This is a genomic window from Actinoplanes rectilineatus (assembly GCF_000962825.1).
Classification (GTDB): Bacteria; Actinomycetota; Actinomycetes; order Mycobacteriales; family Micromonosporaceae; genus Actinoplanes; species Actinoplanes rectilineatus.
In genome coordinates this window covers 87,966-103,735 of the sequence record NZ_JZKF01000020.1, presented here as the reverse complement: position 1 = coordinate 103,735, position 15,770 = coordinate 87,966, and the positions used below count along the sequence as shown (strand labels likewise).

15 protein-coding genes are annotated in these 15,770 nt (G+C 71.4%); 7 read left to right on the top strand and 8 right to left on the bottom strand.

All coding sequences use genetic code 11. From position 1 onward, the window contains the following. Positions 1-310: 310 nt before the first annotated feature. The 3 genes from WH85_RS17555 to WH85_RS17545 all read left to right on the top strand — a co-directional run bounded on the left by WH85_RS17555 (position 311) and on the right by WH85_RS17545 (position 3,530). Entirely contained in the window at positions 311-1,141 is an 831-nt protein-coding gene (locus WH85_RS17555; RefSeq protein WP_045742950.1) for an ATP-binding protein, read from the top strand. 64 nt (positions 1,142-1,205) lie between these two features. Further along, the gene (locus tag WH85_RS17550; RefSeq protein ID WP_045742949.1) at positions 1,206-1,550 is read left to right on the top strand and encodes an STAS domain-containing protein; all 345 of its coding nucleotides are present in this window, start codon (positions 1,206-1,208) and stop codon (positions 1,548-1,550) included. Positions 1,551-1,586: 36 nt separating this feature from the next. Then, entirely contained in the window at positions 1,587-3,530 is a 1,944-nt protein-coding gene (locus WH85_RS17545) for an alpha amylase C-terminal domain-containing protein (protein ID WP_045742948.1), read from the top strand. On the opposite strand, the gene WH85_RS17540 is transcribed toward WH85_RS17545, so the two are convergent. The 4 genes from WH85_RS17540 to WH85_RS17525 are packed head-to-tail and all read right to left on the bottom strand — an operon-like array spanning position 3,502 to position 6,946. Then, positions 3,502-4,155, bottom strand: coding sequence for a hypothetical protein (locus WH85_RS17540; protein ID WP_157411064.1), 654 nt, complete (start codon positions 4,153-4,155; stop codon positions 3,502-3,504). The two genes, WH85_RS17545 and WH85_RS17540, sit on opposite strands and share 29 nt — an antisense overlap. A gap of 10 nt (positions 4,156-4,165) precedes the next feature. After that, positions 4,166-4,546, bottom strand: coding sequence for a VOC family protein (locus tag WH85_RS17535; RefSeq protein WP_045742946.1), 381 nt, complete (start codon positions 4,544-4,546; stop codon positions 4,166-4,168). A 4-nt stretch (positions 4,547-4,550) separates the two neighbouring features. Continuing rightward, positions 4,551-6,275, bottom strand: coding sequence for an AMP-dependent synthetase/ligase (locus WH85_RS17530; protein WP_045742945.1), 1,725 nt, complete (start codon positions 6,273-6,275; stop codon positions 4,551-4,553). A 2-nt stretch (positions 6,276-6,277) separates the two neighbouring features. Then, positions 6,278-6,946: a TetR/AcrR family transcriptional regulator gene (locus tag WH85_RS17525; protein ID WP_045742944.1), complete on the bottom strand. Its 669-nt coding sequence runs from the start codon at positions 6,944-6,946 to the stop codon at positions 6,278-6,280. Between the two features lie 88 nt (positions 6,947-7,034). On the opposite strand from WH85_RS17525, the gene WH85_RS17520 reads away from it, so the two are divergent. Continuing rightward, positions 7,035-7,838: an inositol monophosphatase family protein gene (locus WH85_RS17520; protein WP_245673981.1), complete on the top strand. Its 804-nt coding sequence runs from the start codon at positions 7,035-7,037 to the stop codon at positions 7,836-7,838. Between the two features lie 18 nt (positions 7,839-7,856). Then, the gene (locus WH85_RS17515) at positions 7,857-9,116 is read left to right on the top strand and encodes a DUF3500 domain-containing protein (RefSeq protein ID WP_245673980.1); all 1,260 of its coding nucleotides are present in this window, start codon (positions 7,857-7,859) and stop codon (positions 9,114-9,116) included. 52 nt (positions 9,117-9,168) lie between these two features. On the opposite strand, the gene WH85_RS17510 is transcribed toward WH85_RS17515, so the two are convergent. Both WH85_RS17510 and WH85_RS17505 read right to left on the bottom strand, forming a co-directional pair. Continuing rightward, positions 9,169-10,002: an alpha/beta fold hydrolase gene (locus WH85_RS17510; protein WP_045742941.1), complete on the bottom strand. Its 834-nt coding sequence runs from the start codon at positions 10,000-10,002 to the stop codon at positions 9,169-9,171. Between the two features lie 99 nt (positions 10,003-10,101). Beyond that, positions 10,102-12,354: an ATP-binding protein gene (locus WH85_RS17505; RefSeq protein WP_245673979.1), complete on the bottom strand. Its 2,253-nt coding sequence runs from the start codon at positions 12,352-12,354 to the stop codon at positions 10,102-10,104. 260 nt (positions 12,355-12,614) lie between these two features. Here WH85_RS17505 and WH85_RS17500 point away from each other — a divergent pair, with 260 nt between their 5' ends. Both WH85_RS17500 and WH85_RS17495 read left to right on the top strand, forming a co-directional pair. Further along, positions 12,615-13,160, top strand: coding sequence for a phospholipase (locus WH85_RS17500; RefSeq protein WP_045742940.1), 546 nt, complete (start codon positions 12,615-12,617; stop codon positions 13,158-13,160). A gap of 69 nt (positions 13,161-13,229) precedes the next feature. Beyond that, positions 13,230-13,769, top strand: a complete 540-nt coding sequence (locus tag WH85_RS17495) for a snapalysin family zinc-dependent metalloprotease (RefSeq protein WP_045742939.1) — start codon at positions 13,230-13,232, stop codon at positions 13,767-13,769. A gap of 45 nt (positions 13,770-13,814) precedes the next feature. Here WH85_RS17495 and WH85_RS17490 read toward each other — a convergent pair whose 3' ends face one another. Further along, a complete protein-coding gene (locus WH85_RS17490) occupies positions 13,815-14,504 on the bottom strand; it encodes an FHA domain-containing protein (RefSeq protein ID WP_045742938.1) in 690 nt (229 codons plus the stop codon). Continuing rightward, positions 14,501-15,766: a vWA domain-containing protein gene (locus WH85_RS17485; RefSeq protein WP_045742937.1), complete on the bottom strand. Its 1,266-nt coding sequence runs from the start codon at positions 15,764-15,766 to the stop codon at positions 14,501-14,503. The genes WH85_RS17490 and WH85_RS17485 overlap by 4 nt, the downstream gene beginning before the upstream one ends. Positions 15,767-15,770: the final 4 nt, after the last annotated feature.

Below are 15,770 nucleotides of genomic sequence, written 5' to 3'. Positions count from 1 at the left end.
TTCCGCGGCGGCATGCGTTTACGGGCCGTCGCCGGGGGAAGGAACATGAGTGGTGTTCGGGCTCGCGACAACGACGTCGCGGGCCCGCCGCCCATCCGTGTCGCGTCGCGACGCCGGTGTGAGGTCTCGGTACGGCCTCGGTTCGGACTGTCGGGCCAGGTGGTCAACCGGTGTGAGGTCTCGGTACGGCCCCGGTCCGGGGCGGTGATCGTGGCGGATGGTGAATCTCCGTTGACGAGATCTTCCGGAAAAATCAAGAATTGCGACGGCAGTGATTGATATCGCTGATTGCGTCGGCCGGAGGAAGGACATGAGCGCGGGCTCACCGCATCTGATCGGATGGTCCGGTGACACGAGATCGGAGTCGGTGCTGGCGGTCATCGACGCGGACACCTCGGTCATCGAGTTCACCGTCTGGGGCGTGTGGGACAGGACGCTCTCCGTCCAGGCGCGCACCGTCGTCGACAAGTGTCTCGCCGAACACCCCACCGCCCTGATCATCGACCTGCACGAGTTGAGTGACCCGCACGCGGTCAGCGCGCCGCTCTGGCTCACCGCCTGCGCGCAGGGTGCCGCCATGCACCCGCCGGTCGCCGTGGCGGTCTGTCTCGCCCCGGACGATCCGCTGGCGGGTCGCCTGCGCAGGCTCGGGGGCCGCGACTGGCTGGTGCTGTACGCGACCGTCCCGCAGGCCCGTGACGCGCTCGCCGGGCGCCGGACGCTGCCCGGCCGGCTGCACCTGGTGCTCCCGCCGGATCCGGCCAGTGCGGTGCAGGCCCGGGCACTGGTCACCGAGGCCTGCTCCGGCTGGGACCTGCGGCACCTGGGGGAACGTTCCCGGCTCGTCGTCTCCGAACTGGTGGTGAACGCCGCCGAACACGCCGGCACCGACATCGAGGTGACGGTCTCCCCGCGCGGTGCGGGGACGGCCTCCGCCGTGCACCTGGCCGTCTACGACGGGGACTCCGACCTGCCCCGGCTGCGCGAGCCGGTGCCCGGGCTGCTCGGCCCGTCACTGGTGGACCGGGGGCTCGGCCTGCGGATCGTCGGCGCCGCGGCCTCCTCGTGGGGCGCGCTGCCGGCCCGCAGCGGCAAACTGGTCTGGGCGATCGTCCGGTCCCGCCCGGAGGTGCCAGCATGACCGGCGACGCGACGACACCCGCCACCGGCGCGAGTGGGAGTGGGTGCGGAGAAGGGGTCCGCGCGTGAGCGCGGGCGCCACCCGGATCGCCGGCGCCCGTGACGGGGACCGGCTGCTGATCACGCTGCAGGGCAGCCTGGACGCGATGTCCGCCGAGGCGCTGCAGTCCCAGCTCTACGATCTCACCCAGGTGCAGGACCTGATCGGGCTGGGCGCCCCGGTTCGGCAGATCCACATCGACGTCGCCGGCGTGGACTTCTGCGACGCCGCCGGTCTGCGGATGCTCGTGGCGGCCCGGCGGGTGGCCGAGGCGCGGCAGGCGACCTGTCACCTTCACGACCCGCAGCCGCATCTGCGCTGGTTGCTGCTCGCCACGAACGCGGCCGGCCTGTTCCACCTCGACGGTTGAGCCCATCGATCTCCCGGCGCTTCTACCGTACGGGGTATGGCGGCCTCACAGGAGCACATCACGGCGGCGACCCCGCGCGGGTCGGTCCTGGTGGACGGCGGCGCGACGTTCCGGTTCTGGGCGCCGGCCGCGCGCAGTGTCCACATCTCGTTCCACGGTGTCTTCGACCATCGCCCGGTGCCGGAGGAGGAGCTGGTGTTCCGGCCGGAGACCGGGGACTGGACCGGGTTCTTCGCCGGCGTCACGGCGGGGACGAAATACCGCTTCTATGTGGTGGGCGACGGCGGCGAGGGCTTCAAACGTGACCCCTACGCGCGGGAGCTGGAACTGTACGGCTATCCGGAGTGTGACGCCCTGGTCGTCGACGATCGCGCCTATCCGTGGCACGACCACGGCTGGACGTCGCCGGACTTCGCCGATCTGATCGTGTACCAGTTCCACGTCGGGGTGTTCTCGGCGACCGACGCGCACGGGCGGGACCGGCGGGCGCACCGGACGGCGAAGTTGCTGGATGCCGTGCAGCGGGTGCCGTACCTCGCCGATCTGGGCGTGACCGCCGTGCAGCCGCTGCCGGTGGTGGAGTTCCAGGGGGAGTGGAGTCTGGGCTACAACGGGACCGACCTGTTCAGTCCGGAGATGGACTACTGCGTCGACCCGCAGGCGCTGCCGCCCTACCTGGAGGCGGTGAACGACCTGCTGGCCGCCCGGGGTGCCGGCCCGCTCAAGCACGAGGAGCTGGCCGGGCAGGCCAACCAGTTGAAGGCGTTCGTCGACGTCTGCCACCTGTACGGCATCGCGGTGATCCTGGACGTCGTCTACAACCACGCGGGCGGCGGCCTCGATCCGCAGAGCCTGGACTACGTGGATTTCCCGGCCGATCCGGGCGGGCACAACAACGCCTACTTCTCGGGGGCGGGCTGGGCCGGCGGGCGGGTGTTCGCGTTCGGCCGGCCGCAGGTGCGGGAGTTCCTCACCGACAACGCGCTGATGTTCCTCACCGAGCACCACGCGGACGGTCTGCGCTTCGACGAGGTGTCGGTGATCGACGCGATGGGCGGCTGGTCGTTCTGCCAGGAGATGACGGGCACGCTGCGGGATCGGGTGCCGTCGGCGGCGCTGATCGCCGAGTATTGGGCGGAGCATCCGTGGCTGGCGGTGCAGCGGCCCCCGGCCGGGATGGGCTTCACCATCGGGTATTCCGACCGGTTGCGCACGGCCGTGCGGGACGTGCTGGGTGCGGTTGCCGGCGGTGCTCACGCGTACGCGAAGATCTTCCGTCTGGCGGAGGGCCTGCGGCGGCCGGACCACCTGGAGGCATCGTGGCAGGCCTATCACTGCGTGGAGAACCACGACCTGGTCCTGGACATGGACGATCACCGTGCGCCGCGGATCGCCCGGCTGGCTGACGCCACCGACCCCCGGTCGTGGTACGCGCGAAGCCGTTCCCGGGTGGCCACCGCCCTGCTGCTGACCGCTCCCGGCGTGCCGATGATCTTCATGGGCCAGGAGTTCCTCGAGGACAAACTGTGGTCGGACAGTCCCGGCCGCACCGACCGGCTGATCTGGTGGGACGGCGCGTTCGGCGCGGACCGGCACATGGCGGACTTCCTGCGGTTCACCCGGGACCTCATCGGGGTACGCCGTGCGCTGCCCGCCCTGCGTGGCGAGGGGCTGAACGTCTTCTCCGTCGACGAGCGCAACCGGGTGCTGGCGTTCCACCGTTGGGTGCCCGGCCGGGGGCAGGACGTCGTGGTGGTGCTGACGCTGAGTGAGTCGACGCTGCGCGGGTACCGTCTCGGGCTGCCGCTGGCGGGACGCTGGCACGAGGTGTTCAACAGCGACTACTACGACCACTGTCCGAATCCGATCGGTGCCGGGAACGCCGGGGCGGTGCCCGCGGACGGCCCGGCGATGCACGGTTTCGGACAGTCGGCGGAGCTGACCGTGCCGGCTAACGGGCTGCTGGTGCTGCGACGGTGACCGGCTCGCCGTGCCGGCTGAACGTGGTGACCACCGTCGTGCCGCCGACGGTCTCCATGGTCAGCGAGGTCAGCCGGCCGGCGTCGTCGGTGGCCGCCACGAACGTCACCGGCGCCGTGCCCGTGACGGCGCCCAGCGCGCCGGCAGCGCCCACCGGCAGGTACGACTCGTTGTCGGAACGCAGGCGGACGAGGTAGGAGTGCGGGCCGTCGGTGCGAACGTCCGTCACGTGCTCGATGAGCCGGGACAGTCCGGTCGGGTCGGTCGCCTCGGTCCCGGCGGTGGTGCGGTGTCCCCACCGGGGGGAACCGGCGCTGCGGGTCCATATGTCGTCTTCGACGATGATCTGCCGCGTGGTGTGCGCGGTTTGGCCGTTGCCGATCGAGGATGTCTCGTCGCACCGCCGGGTCGTGGCGTCGTAGGTGCCGGAAGCGGCGATCGTCAGATCGATCCCGTCGAACTCGACCGCGTACGCGAAGGGCGCGTCCCGGAGCCGCGTCAACAGCGCGACGAACCCGCCGGTGACCACCGGATAGGACGGCTCCGGACTGGCCTGTGGCCTCGGCGGGCCGCAGGCGGCGGTGGACAGCAGAACAGCGAGGATCAATGCGGAGCGGCGCAGCACATCGATGATCTTAGGGCCAGGTGCGCGCCTGCGCGTCGAACAGCTCCTGCGCACTCTGCACCGGGACGACGCAGAACAGGTGGCCGCCCGGCGCCCGCAGCGTCTTGTGACCGCCGTGGTCGGCGACCATCGTGGCGCCCAGGGCGAGCAGCCGGGCCGTCTCGGCCGGCACGTCGTCGGTCTCCAGGTCGAGGTGGTACCGGGGTTCGCCGCCGATCGCCTGCACGTCGACGGCCAGGCCGGGGAACGCCGCGTGCAGGGCGATGAACTCCTCCTCGCCGGGGACGGGTTTCGCGCTCGTGCCGAACGCCCCGGCCCAGAAGTCGGCGGCTCCGGCCGCCTCGCCCGTCGGGGTGTCGATGAAGATGCCGAAGAGGCGGCTGCGATGCATGGTCCTATGTGTACATGCTGTCGAGCTGTTCGCGGTAGCGCTGCTCGACGACACGGCGGCGCAGTTTCAGCGACGGGGTGAGTTCGCCCTGGTCGATCGCGAGGTGGTGATCGAGCACGGTGAACTTCTTGATCGTCTCCCAGGGGTTGAGGTCGGCGTTCAGCCGGTCGATACAAGCCGAGATCTCGTGTCGTATCTCATCGGACTGCGAAATCGCGGAGAAGTCGGAACCGAGGCCTCGCTTCGCCGCCTCGTCCGGATCGAGATCGATCAACGCGGTGACGAACTTCCGATTGTCGCCGTGCACGATCACCTGACCGACCAGCGGGCACAGCGCCTTGATCCGCGCCTCCACCGCCCCCGGCGCCACGTATTTCCCGTTCGACGTCTTGATCAGGTCCTTCTTGCGGTCGGTGACGCGCAGCGACCCACGTTCGGTGATCTCCCCGATGTCCCCGGTCCGCAGCCACCCGTCCCGCAGAGTGTCGTCCGACGGCAGCCCGTGATAGCCGCTCATCAGCCCCGGCCCTTTGAGCAGGATCTCCCCGTCCTCGGCGATCGTCACCCGGGTTCCCGGCAGCGGTCGTCCCACCGTGCCGTACTCCACCGCCCGCGGCCGGTTGAACACCGTCGTCGCGCACGACTCGGTCAGCCCGTAACCCTCCGCGACCGGGAGCCCGACCGCGTCGAACCACGCCGCGATGTCCGGCGACAGGGCGGACGCCCCGCAGATGAAATACCGCATCCGGCCGCCGAACCGGTCCCGCACCTTGGACAGCACCAGCCGGTCCGCGATCACGTTCGTGTGCCCGGCCTTGATCGCCCAGGTGAGGAGCCGGCCCCGGATGCCGCCGGTCGCGGTCACCGCCGCGTACACCTTCTCGAAGATCCGTGGCACGGCCGGCATGATCGTCGGACGGACCTCGCCGAGACGCTTCACGATCGCGCTCACGTCGCCGTCCACCGCGAACTCGAAACCGACCGACAGCTGGCAGGAGAGCAGCGCCTTGCCGAACGCGTGTGACAGCGGCAGCCACAGGTAGGCCACGTCGCCGGGGCCGACGATCCCCATCGCCTCGATGGCCAGCCCCTGATAGACCCACGCGGAGTGCGGGATGCACACGCCCTTCGGTGTGCCGGTCGTCCCGGAGGTGTAGATCAGCGTCGCCAGGTGGTCCGGCGCGATCGCCGCGGTGCTGCGGTCGACCAGCTCCGGATCGGCGGCGAGCGCCTCCCGCCCGCGCTCGCGCAGCCGCGCGAGGGTGTCGCCGTCACCGTCGATGACGATCACGTGTTCGACGTGCGGCCGAACCTTCTCGGCCAGCGCGGCGTCCTCGACGATCGCGATCCGGCTGCCGGAATCGGTCAGGATGTGGGCGATCTCCTCCGCCGACGAGGACGGGTAGACCGTGGTGGTGGCGCCGCCCGCGCACATCACCCCGAAGTCGGCCTCGATCCACTCGACCCGGGTCGGCGCGGCGATCGCCACCCGGTCCTGCGGGCGCAACCCCAGTCCGAGGAGTCCCGCGGCGATCTCCCGGACCGCCTGCGCGGTCTCGGCCCACGTCTGGGCACGCCAGGTGCCGTCGGCTGCGGGCCGCCGATAGGAGAATCCCTCGGGGGTACGCCGTGCGCGTTCCAGGAACATCGCGCCGAAGGACGCCGGGGCGTTCCGCTGGAGGTCGGCGAGCAGGGTCTCCTCGGCGTCCGGGGCCGCGCAGGTCACCATGGTCAATTCCCTTCGTGGTGCGGTCCGGCGTCCACCAGGCGGCAGAGCCAGCCGGACAGTTCGCCGGTCAGGGCCGGCAGATCGGGCGCGGGATCCGCGTCCAGGGCGTCCGAGGCGATCTGGCGCAGCGCGTAGATCGCCCCGATGTAGGCGCTCAGCGGTACCCCGGCGCCGGTGCCGGGGAAACGCTGCTCCCGCAGGTCGCGGATGAACGTGGCGAGCTGGGTGATGGCGGCGCGGCGGCGTTCGCGGGCGGGCCGGCCGAGCCCGTCCATCTCGACCTGGAAGGCCCGGGCCGCGACCAGGTCCCGCTGCAGTGTCCGCAGGTAGGACCCGACGAAGTCGTGGATGCAGCCGGCCCAGTCGACGGCGGCCGCGCCGCTGGCGGCCAGGTGTTCGAGGAACACCGCGATGAACCGGTCGTACGCCTCGTTGACGCAGGCGTCCTTGTCGGCGAAGAACTCGTAGAACGCGGCCCGCGACACCGCCGCCTCGGAGCAGATCTCGCGCACCCCGAACCCGCGGTGGCCGGCCCCGGCGAGCAGCTCGGTCGCGGCGATCAGGATCCGCTCGCGCTGGGCGGCGGTGACCTGGTCGCGGCTGAGCACGTGGCGGCCCCGGGGCAGGGTCGGCGGCGTGGTGAAGACGATGCCGCTCGCGATCCGGTCCACAGGGTTCCTATCGAAGTACGCGGTGTTACTCCAACTTTCCCACGCTGTTCCACCGTCACGGGACAACCCCGGGGCAAGGATGGGTGACGTGACAGCGAACCGAACACTGCAGACACACCCCGACCTGACACTCGCCCGGGACGCCGCGCTGGCCGGGGCGGACGAGGCGATACGGCACTTCGCGGCCCTCGACGGCCTGCCGCGCGAGGTCAAGGCCGACGGCAGCGTGGTCACCCGGGCCGACCGGGCGGTCGAGGCCCGGATCCGCGAGGTGCTGACCGCGGCCCGCCCGGACGACGCGATCCTCGGCGAGGAGGAGGGCGAGACCGGGACCGGTAGCCGTCGCTGGATCCTCGACCCGATCGACGGGACGGCGCTGTTCGTCGAGGGCGACGACCGCTGGCTGGTGCTGGTCGCCCTCGAGGAACAGGGCGAGATCACCGCGGGCGTGGCCGTGGTGCCGGCGCAGGGGCGGATCTGGTGGGCGTCGCGGGGGGCCGGAGCCTACGAGGCGACGGTCCGGGACGGCCGGATCGAGGAGCAGGTACGTCTCGGCGGCGCGGACGACGGGCCACGGGAGGTGGCGGGGAGCCGGCTCGGAGTCGTACCCCAATGGGACCGTGAGGTGGCCGACCGGCTGATCGCGGTCGCCGACGAGCGGCCCTGGCCGCTGCATCCGCCGCTGCTCGTGGCCCGCGGTGAACTGGACCTGGCGGTGCAGACGTGCGGGTCGATCTGGGACTTCGCGGCGATCTCACTGATCGTGACCGAGGCCGGTGGCCACTACCGGGGGTTCGACGGGCGGGAGAACCCCGCGGCGGGACCGGGGCTGTACGCCCGTAACGCGGCGTTGCGCGACGAAGCGCTGGTTCTGGTCCGAAAACCCGGATAAGTCACTAAAGTCCAGAGCGTGCGCAATCGGAAAAATCGTCTGGCCGCCGGGATGCTGACCGGCGTCGTCCTTCTCACCGCGGCGGCCTGCGGGAGCAGCGACGACGACAAGGACACCAGCACCAGCGCCACCTCCGCGACGGTGAAGTCCTACGACAAGTCGGTCGCGGGGGTGGTGGAGGCGGCCAACGCGTTCCTGGCCACCCTCGACGACACCGAGAAGGCCGCGGTGAACCTGGAGTTCACCCAGGCCAACGCGGTGGCCTGGTCGAACCTGCCGTGCGGGTCGTCGTGCCGGCCCGGCATCCGGTTCGGGTCGCTCGACGACGAGGAACTCGCCGCGGCCAAGAGCGTACTGATGACGGCACTCGGCACCGGGGCCTCCAGCGGCTACAACCGGGTCACCCAGATCCTGCTCGCCGACGACTACCTGGGGAGCATCCAGGGATCCAGCGGCGCGAGCGGCGGCCCGGGCGGTGGCGGGGACATGCCGTCCGGCGGCCCGGACGGCGGCATGTCCGGCGGGCCCGGCGGTGGCATGTCCGGTGGCCCCGGCGGCGGGATGTCGGGAGGGCCGGGCGGCGGTGCCATGCCGTCCGGTGGCGGCATGGGCAGCGCGGACAGCGGCTACTCCAGCGACACCTACTTCATGGCGTTCCTCGGCACCCCCAGCGCCGACGGCACCTGGCAGCTGCACTTCGGCGGCCACCACCTCGCCGTCGACATGACCTACAAGGCGGGCCAGGTCGCCGGGGCGTCGCCGTTCTTCGTCGGCGTCGAACCCACCAGCTGGACCGCCGACTCCACCGAGCACGCGCCGCTCGAGGACATGAAGACCGCGCTGCTGGCGATGACCGGCAGCCTCAGCGAAGCCGAACAGAAGAAGGCGAAGCTGTCGCAGACCTTCACCGACGTGCTGGTCGGCCCGGGAGAGGACGGCCGGTTCCCGGCCACCAAGCAGGGTCTGGCGGCCGGCTCCCTCACCGACGAGCAGAAGAAACTGGTCCTGGCCGCGGTGGAGCCGTGGGTGGCGGGCGCCGACGACGCGACCGCGGCGACCCTGATGAGCACGTACGAGTCCGAGCTGGACAAGACCTACATCGGCTGGTCCGGCACCACCGGCCTGACAGCGCACGCCGATTACGTGCGGATCGACGGGCCCAGTGTGTGGGTGGAGTTCGTCTGCCAGAACGGCATCGTCATCCAGGACCAGATCCACTACCACACGGTCTACCGCGACCACACCCGCGACTACGGCGGCGAGTTCACCTTCTCCTGAGCCCCCGCCGGGCCCGGCTCCCCTGAGACGCCGGGTCCGGCGAGGGACGCGATCAGGCGTTGTACGAGTTCAGGAACGCCAGCAGGTCGTTGTTGAGCTGCTCCTTGTGGGTGTCGGTGATGCCGTGCGGCGCACCCGCGTACACCTTCAGCTCGGCGTCCTTGATCAACGCGGCCGACGCCTGACCGCCCACCTCGAACGGCACGACCTGGTCGTCGTCACCGTGGACGACCAGCGTGGGCACGTCGAACTTGGCCAGGTCACCCCGGAAGTCGGTGGCCGAGAACGCGGCGATCGACTCGTAGGCGTTGCGGGCGCCGGCCGCCATGCCCTGCAGCCAGAACGTGTCCTGCCAGCCCTGCGACACCTGCGCGCCGGGGCGGTTGGCGCCGAAGAACGGGCCGGACGCGAGATCCTTGTACAGCTGCGCGCGGTCGGCCAGCGAACCCGCCCGCAGGCCGTCGAAGACGTCGATCGGCACGCCGCCCGGGTTGTCGTCGGTCTTCAGCATCAGCGGCGGGACGGCGGAGACCAGTACGGCCTGCGCGACCCGGGCCGTGCCGTGGTTGCCGATGTAGCGGGAGATCTCGCCGCCACCGGTGGAGAAGCCGACCAGGGTGACGTCGCGCAGGTCGAGGTGCTCGATCACGGCGGCCAGATCGGCGGCGTACGTGTCCATCTCGTTGCCGTGCCAGGTCTGCTCGGACTTGCCGTGGCCGCGACGGTCGTGGGCGATCACACGGTAGCCGTTGCTCGCCAGGAACAGCTGCTGCGCCTCCCAGCTGTCCGAGTTGAGCGGCCAGCCGTGGCTGAGCACGACCGGACGGCCCGCACCCCAGTCCTTGAAGTAGATCTGCGTGCCGTCGGAGGTGGTGACGAAGCCCATGGTGATCCCTTCGAGGGGCGGCGCAGGGGTGCGCCGCCTTCCCCTTCATGGAACCAGCGGGAGGGTGACGGGACCATGCAGAAAAATATGCAGAACCCGTCAGCCCTCGAGCGCGGCCAGACCGGAGCGGGCCAGTTCGAGACGGCTGCTGTGCATGTGCGGGGTCTCGGACAGCAGTTGCTCCGCGCGGGCCAGGTCGGCGCGGGCCTGGGCCGCCGCACCCATGGCGGCCCGGATCCGGCCGAACGTCAGGTACACCTGACCGAGCATGCTCGGGTCGCCGAACTGCCGGGCCAGGGGCAGGGCCCGATCCGCCTCGGCCAGCGCCTCCTCCCAGCGGCCCAGGTCGAGCAGCGCCTCGGCGGCGAAGGCGTGCGACCCGGTGCGGGCGCCCAGCGCGGGCCGCGGTGCCACCGGGTGGACCGCCAGCTCCCGGATCGTCGACCGGTACATCTCCAGGGCCTCCTCATGCCGGCCCAGGGAGGCGAGCAACAGGCCGATGCCCTGGAACTGCTGGATGTAGTTGTCGTACTCGCCGATCTCCGCGGCCAGCCGCTGGGCCTCGGAGTAGGCCTCCAGCGCCCGTTCCACCTCGCCGGCGTACCGGTGGGCGGTGCCGATGTAGTGCAGCGCCCACGCCTGCTCCTTGCGGTCGCCGATCTCGGCGGCGAGCCGGTAGGCGTCCCTGGCGATCGCGCCGCCCTCGCTGACCCGGTGCGCGGCGTGGGTGGCCGCCCAGGAGAAGTAGTTGATGTGGGCGACCTCCTGATGCCGGTCGGGCAGCCGGGCCGCCGCGGCGCGGGACAGGCCGTACACCTCGTACCAGCCCTCCCAGAAGATCATCGTGTCGGAGAACCAGTGCAGCGCCTCGGCGACGTCCACCACCAGCTGGTCCTCGCCCCAGCCGGCGGCGGCGCGCAGCGCACCGAGCCAGTTGTCCGCCTCGGCCTGCAGCCAGTCACCGGACTCCTCGGCGGTGGCCAGCGGGATCAGCCCGGCCCAGCCGTCGGCGAGACAGCCGTAGGCGGGTTCGAACCACCGCCCGGCCACGATCGTCGTGTCCAGCAGCCACCGGGCCAGTCGCCGTTCGGTCTCGGCGCGACTGCCGGGCGGCTCCTCGATGCGCAGGCGCTCCGTCGCGTACAACCGGATCAGGTCGTGGAATCGGTAGCGGGCGCTGCCCGCCGGCTCGAGTTGCAGCAACCCCAGATCGACGAGGTCGTCGAGGCCGTCCGCGGCCTCGGCCGGGTCGATCTCGGCGAGCACCGCGGCGATCTCCGGCGAGAAGCTCGGTCCGGGCACGTGTGCGAGCCGGCGGAACAGGGCCCGGGCCGGTTCGGAGAGCTGGGCGTGCGAGAGCGCGAAGGCGGCGGCCACCCCGGTGTCGCCGACGGTGAGGGCGGCCAGGCGGCGGTCGGCGTCGGCGAGCCGGTCGGCGAGGTGCTCGACGGTCCAGGCCGGGCGGGTGGCGAGCCGGGTGCCGGCGATCCGCAGGGCCAGCGGCAGATGCCCGCACAGGCGCGACACCGAGGCCACCGCGTCGTCCGCGTCCGGTCCGGCGGCCTGCGCGGCGATGGCCCGCAGCAGCCCGGCCGACTCGGCCGGTTCGAGCGGGTCCAGGGCGAGCCGCAGCACGCCCTCCAGGCCACCGAGGACGCGGCGGCTGGTCACCACGACCAGGCCCGGGCCGTCGCCGGGCAGCAGCGGCCGGACCTGGGCCTCGTTCGCCGCGTTGTCCAGGATCAGCAGGCAGCGTCGCTCCCGCAGCACCGCCCGCAACTGGCTGGACCGGTCCTCGACACTCTCGGCGATCTGCCGGGGACTGATCTCCAGCGCGCGCAGCAACCGGGTCAGCGCCTCACCGGCCGGTACCGGATCGTCGCCGGTGCCGCGCAGGTCCAGGTAGAACCGGCCGTCGGGACAGCGGTCGCGCAGCTCGTCGGCGAGCCGCACGGCGAACGCGGTCTTGCCCAGGCCGGCCTGCCCGTGCACCACCACGACCGGGGCGGGTGCGTCGGCCCGGTCCTGGTCCGCGTGCCGGGCGGCGGCCGCCAGCTCACCGGCCCGTCCGACGAAGTCACCGACGCCGCGGGGGAGTTCACACCATCGGGGGCGTCCGGCGCCGGTCGGCGACCGGCTCTCCCGCGCGGCCTCACCGAGCTCATCCCGCTGCCGCGCGTCCAGGCCGAGTGCTTCGGCGAGGGCAGCGAGGGTACGCGCCTGCGGCGCCCTGCTGTGACCGCGTTCCATGTCGCTGATCGCCCGGGCGCTGACGCCGGAGACCTCGGCCAGCTGCTCCATCGTCATCCCGGCCGCCTGACGCACCGCGCGCAGGCGGGAACCGAACCCCACCTTGCCAACCTCCTGGAACCCGATCGGCCTGTCATGAAATCACATCCGGGACTTCCGGCACTTGTGGCGGGACGTGGTGACCGTCACCCGGTCCGGGGCTGCGGCCCGATTCGGCGCGTACCGGCAAATCATGTGCCCGGACCGGCGGGGGCTCCCCGGGGGATGCCCAGACTGGGTGGCCGGTCCGGCTCTTCTGCCGGATGCGGCGTCACGCGTCCCTTATCGTCGGTTTCCTCCCTCTTCTTGTCTCAGGAGTCAGGATGACCCGTGCCGCGTCCCGCCGTCCCCTGATCACCGGGTTCCTCGCCGGCGTTCTCGTCCTCGGTGCGGCGGTGCCCGCCACGGCCGCCACCCGGCCGCCGAAGCTCGAGGTCCTGGCATCGTTCACGCAGGCCGGCGCCGCGAGTTTCGCGGACTGGAACGCCGCCCGCAAGGATCGCGGCAAGTGGTCGTCGTACGACTTCGACTGGCGGACCGACCACTGCTCGCTCAGCCCGGACCGGCCGCTCGGTTTCGACTTCTCCCTGGCCTGCTGGCGGCACGACTTCGGGTACCGCAACTACCGGGACGCCGGGCTGTTCGCCGAGGCGAAGGACCGTCTCGACACGGCCATGTACGCCGATCTGAAACGCACGTGTGCCGGCTACGAGCGGCTGGAACGCCCGGCCTGCCTCAGTCTCGCGTGGACGTATTACCAGGCGGTGAAGTACTTCGGAACGCCGGCCGGGGTGACCGCCGCCGAACTCAAGGAGGCTGCCGAACTGTCATCAGCCGGACATGAGGCGGTAAACGGTATGACGCGTTAGATCGACGTACATCAATGCTTTTCCTAGGGTGGAAGGGACCGTTCCCGGAAATCCCCCAAGGAGACAGCCATGATCTCGAGACGTCTGGCCGGTCTGCTCGCCCTCGCCGCAGCCCTCACCGGGGTGCAGGTGGCCTCGGCGCAACCGGCCCGGGCCGCGACCCGCATCCTCTACTACGACGCGAGCCAGGCCCAGGAATTCGTGTCCGTGGTCAACCAGGGCGCCGCGATCTGGAACGCCAGTGTCACCAACGTCCGCCTCCAACCCGTGGCCTCCGGCCAGACCCCCAACATCCGGGTGTACGCCGACAACGGCTGGCCCCGGACGTACAGCACCTCACTCGGCAACGGGCGCTGGTACATGGGCCGTGAGGCGGTCGTCGACGGATACTCCCCGCCGCGGATCGCCGCCCACGAGTTCGGCCACATCCTCGGGCTGCCGGACAACCGCACCGGACTGTGCAGCGACCTGATGTCCGGCAGCAGTGCGCCGGTCAGCTGCACCAACGCCGACCCGAGCAGCCGCGAGGCGGCCACCGTGCAGGCCAACTTCGCCGGTTCGGTCACGGTGGCGCCCCGGACGTACGTGTGGGCCGGCCGGCAGGGGTGATCCCGCGGACGATCGATCGGCAGAGTCGTCGACGGCGGGGTGGGGTCAGGGCGCGTGCAGGGCGATCGTGGTCCATACGCCCACGTGCACCTGGTCGCCGTCCTTCAGGGCCCGCGACTGGCCGGCCGTCAGCGGACGTTCCTCGTCGTTGACGTAGGTGCCGTTCGTCGAATTCAGGTCGGACACCAGCCACACCCCGTCCACGCTCAGCGTGAGCAGCGCGTGGTTGTGCGAGACACCCGGATCGGCCGGGGCCGTGGACAGATCCAGATCCGGGGCCGGTCCCGGAGCGGAACTGCTGCTCCGGCCGATCCGCACCTGCGGGGCGGGCAGCACGACCGTCCGCTCCGGGGCGTCCGCCGGGAACACCACGCCCTCGGCCACGTTCGCGTCGAAATAGGTGCGGTCGGCGAACACCGTCGCGGTCCACTGACCGGGCGGCCCGGCGGTGACCGGCGGCGGCGCGGCGAACTCCGGGACACGGCCGGTGTTGTGGTCGTACCCGCACTCCTCGCAGAACCGCCACATCGCCGTCCGCGGCGTGCCGCAGTTCGGGCACGGCACGATCGTCGGCGGACCGGTCACCTGCATCGACGGCTGACCGGTCACCTGCGCCGACGGGGTGCTGGGCAGCACCACCGTCGTCGGCGCGGAACCGGAGATCCGCGTCCCGCAGGTGTCGCAGAAGTCGCCCTCCCGCGACGGGTGACCCTTCGGGCAGACGTACGAGGTCACTGCGCCCGCCCGACACGTACCGTCTTGGTGGAACGGGTGTCCAGCGCCATCTCGTCCTCGGCGGCGACCTTGCGGCGCAGGCGGACCGTACCGGTCACCGCGTCGTCGATCTCCACCACCTTGGCCAGCAACTCCTCGGTGGCGGTGTTGCCGCTGCTGTGCGCGAGCTGCGCGGCCCGGCCGAACTTCATCGTCGCGGTCCGCTCGTCACCGGAGTCCCGGGCGGCCAGACCGGCCTGGATCACGTCGGCCAGCTCGGCCTGCCCGGTGTAGTGGGCCACCTGCCGGTTGATCCGCGTGGAGAGCGCGGTGTCCTCCGTCCACACCGCCCGGACCAGGGACTGCGCGTGCACGGTGTCACCCTCGACGATCGAGATCCGGGCGGCCAGCATCTCGTCGCCGGCCGCACCCGCGGGCACGTCGACGCAGATGTGATAGTCCCGGCTCTCCGAACCCCAGGCGCCGAGCGGGTACCGGGCCGCGCGGGCGCCGTCGGCCACCCGCCTGCCGGTCAGGTCGGTCACCTCCGGCTCGACCTGCTTGACGAACCGGACCGTGCTGTTCACCGGCGTCCACACCTTGAGCTGCACGTCCGCGCTGGTCTTGCCCATCGCGGCGGTCATCATCCGCTGGAACGCGGCAGCCAGGTCAGCGGGCCGGGCCACGATGTCGACGGTACCCAGCATCGCCGAGGCGATCTTGCGGAGTTCGGAGACCTTCCAGTCGGTGCCGACACCCCGGCAGTCGCAGGTGAACTTGCCGGCGATCGACGTCAGCACGCTCTCCAGGTAACCCTGGCGCTCCCCGTTGTCGCCGTCGGTCAGCAGGATGGCATGCGCGATGTCGCCCGGACGCTGCGCGAACAGCTGCGCGGCGAGCAGCAGCCAGGCGCCCATCGCGGTGCCGCCGCTGGCCTGCAGCCGGTCGACGGCCGCGGAGGCGGCGGCCCGGGTGGCGGGCGACGCCACCGCGAGCTGCCCCGGATCCGGGAACAGCTGCTGCGCGGTGCCCACCCCGGCGATGATCGCGAAGTGGACGCCGTCGTCGATGCAGTCCACGGCGGCCTTCGCAGCCTGCCGGGCCGCGCCGATCCGGCCGTCGGCCTGCATCGACCCGGACGCGTCGACAATGATGATCTCGGTCGCCCCCCAGGTGCGGCGACCACCCTCGGCGCCGGTCGACGTGACCGTCACGATCGCGTTGACCTCGGTGGCGCCCAGCGGCAGGAACTCGTTCTGGAACGCCTCGGCGGTGTACGTCACTCGG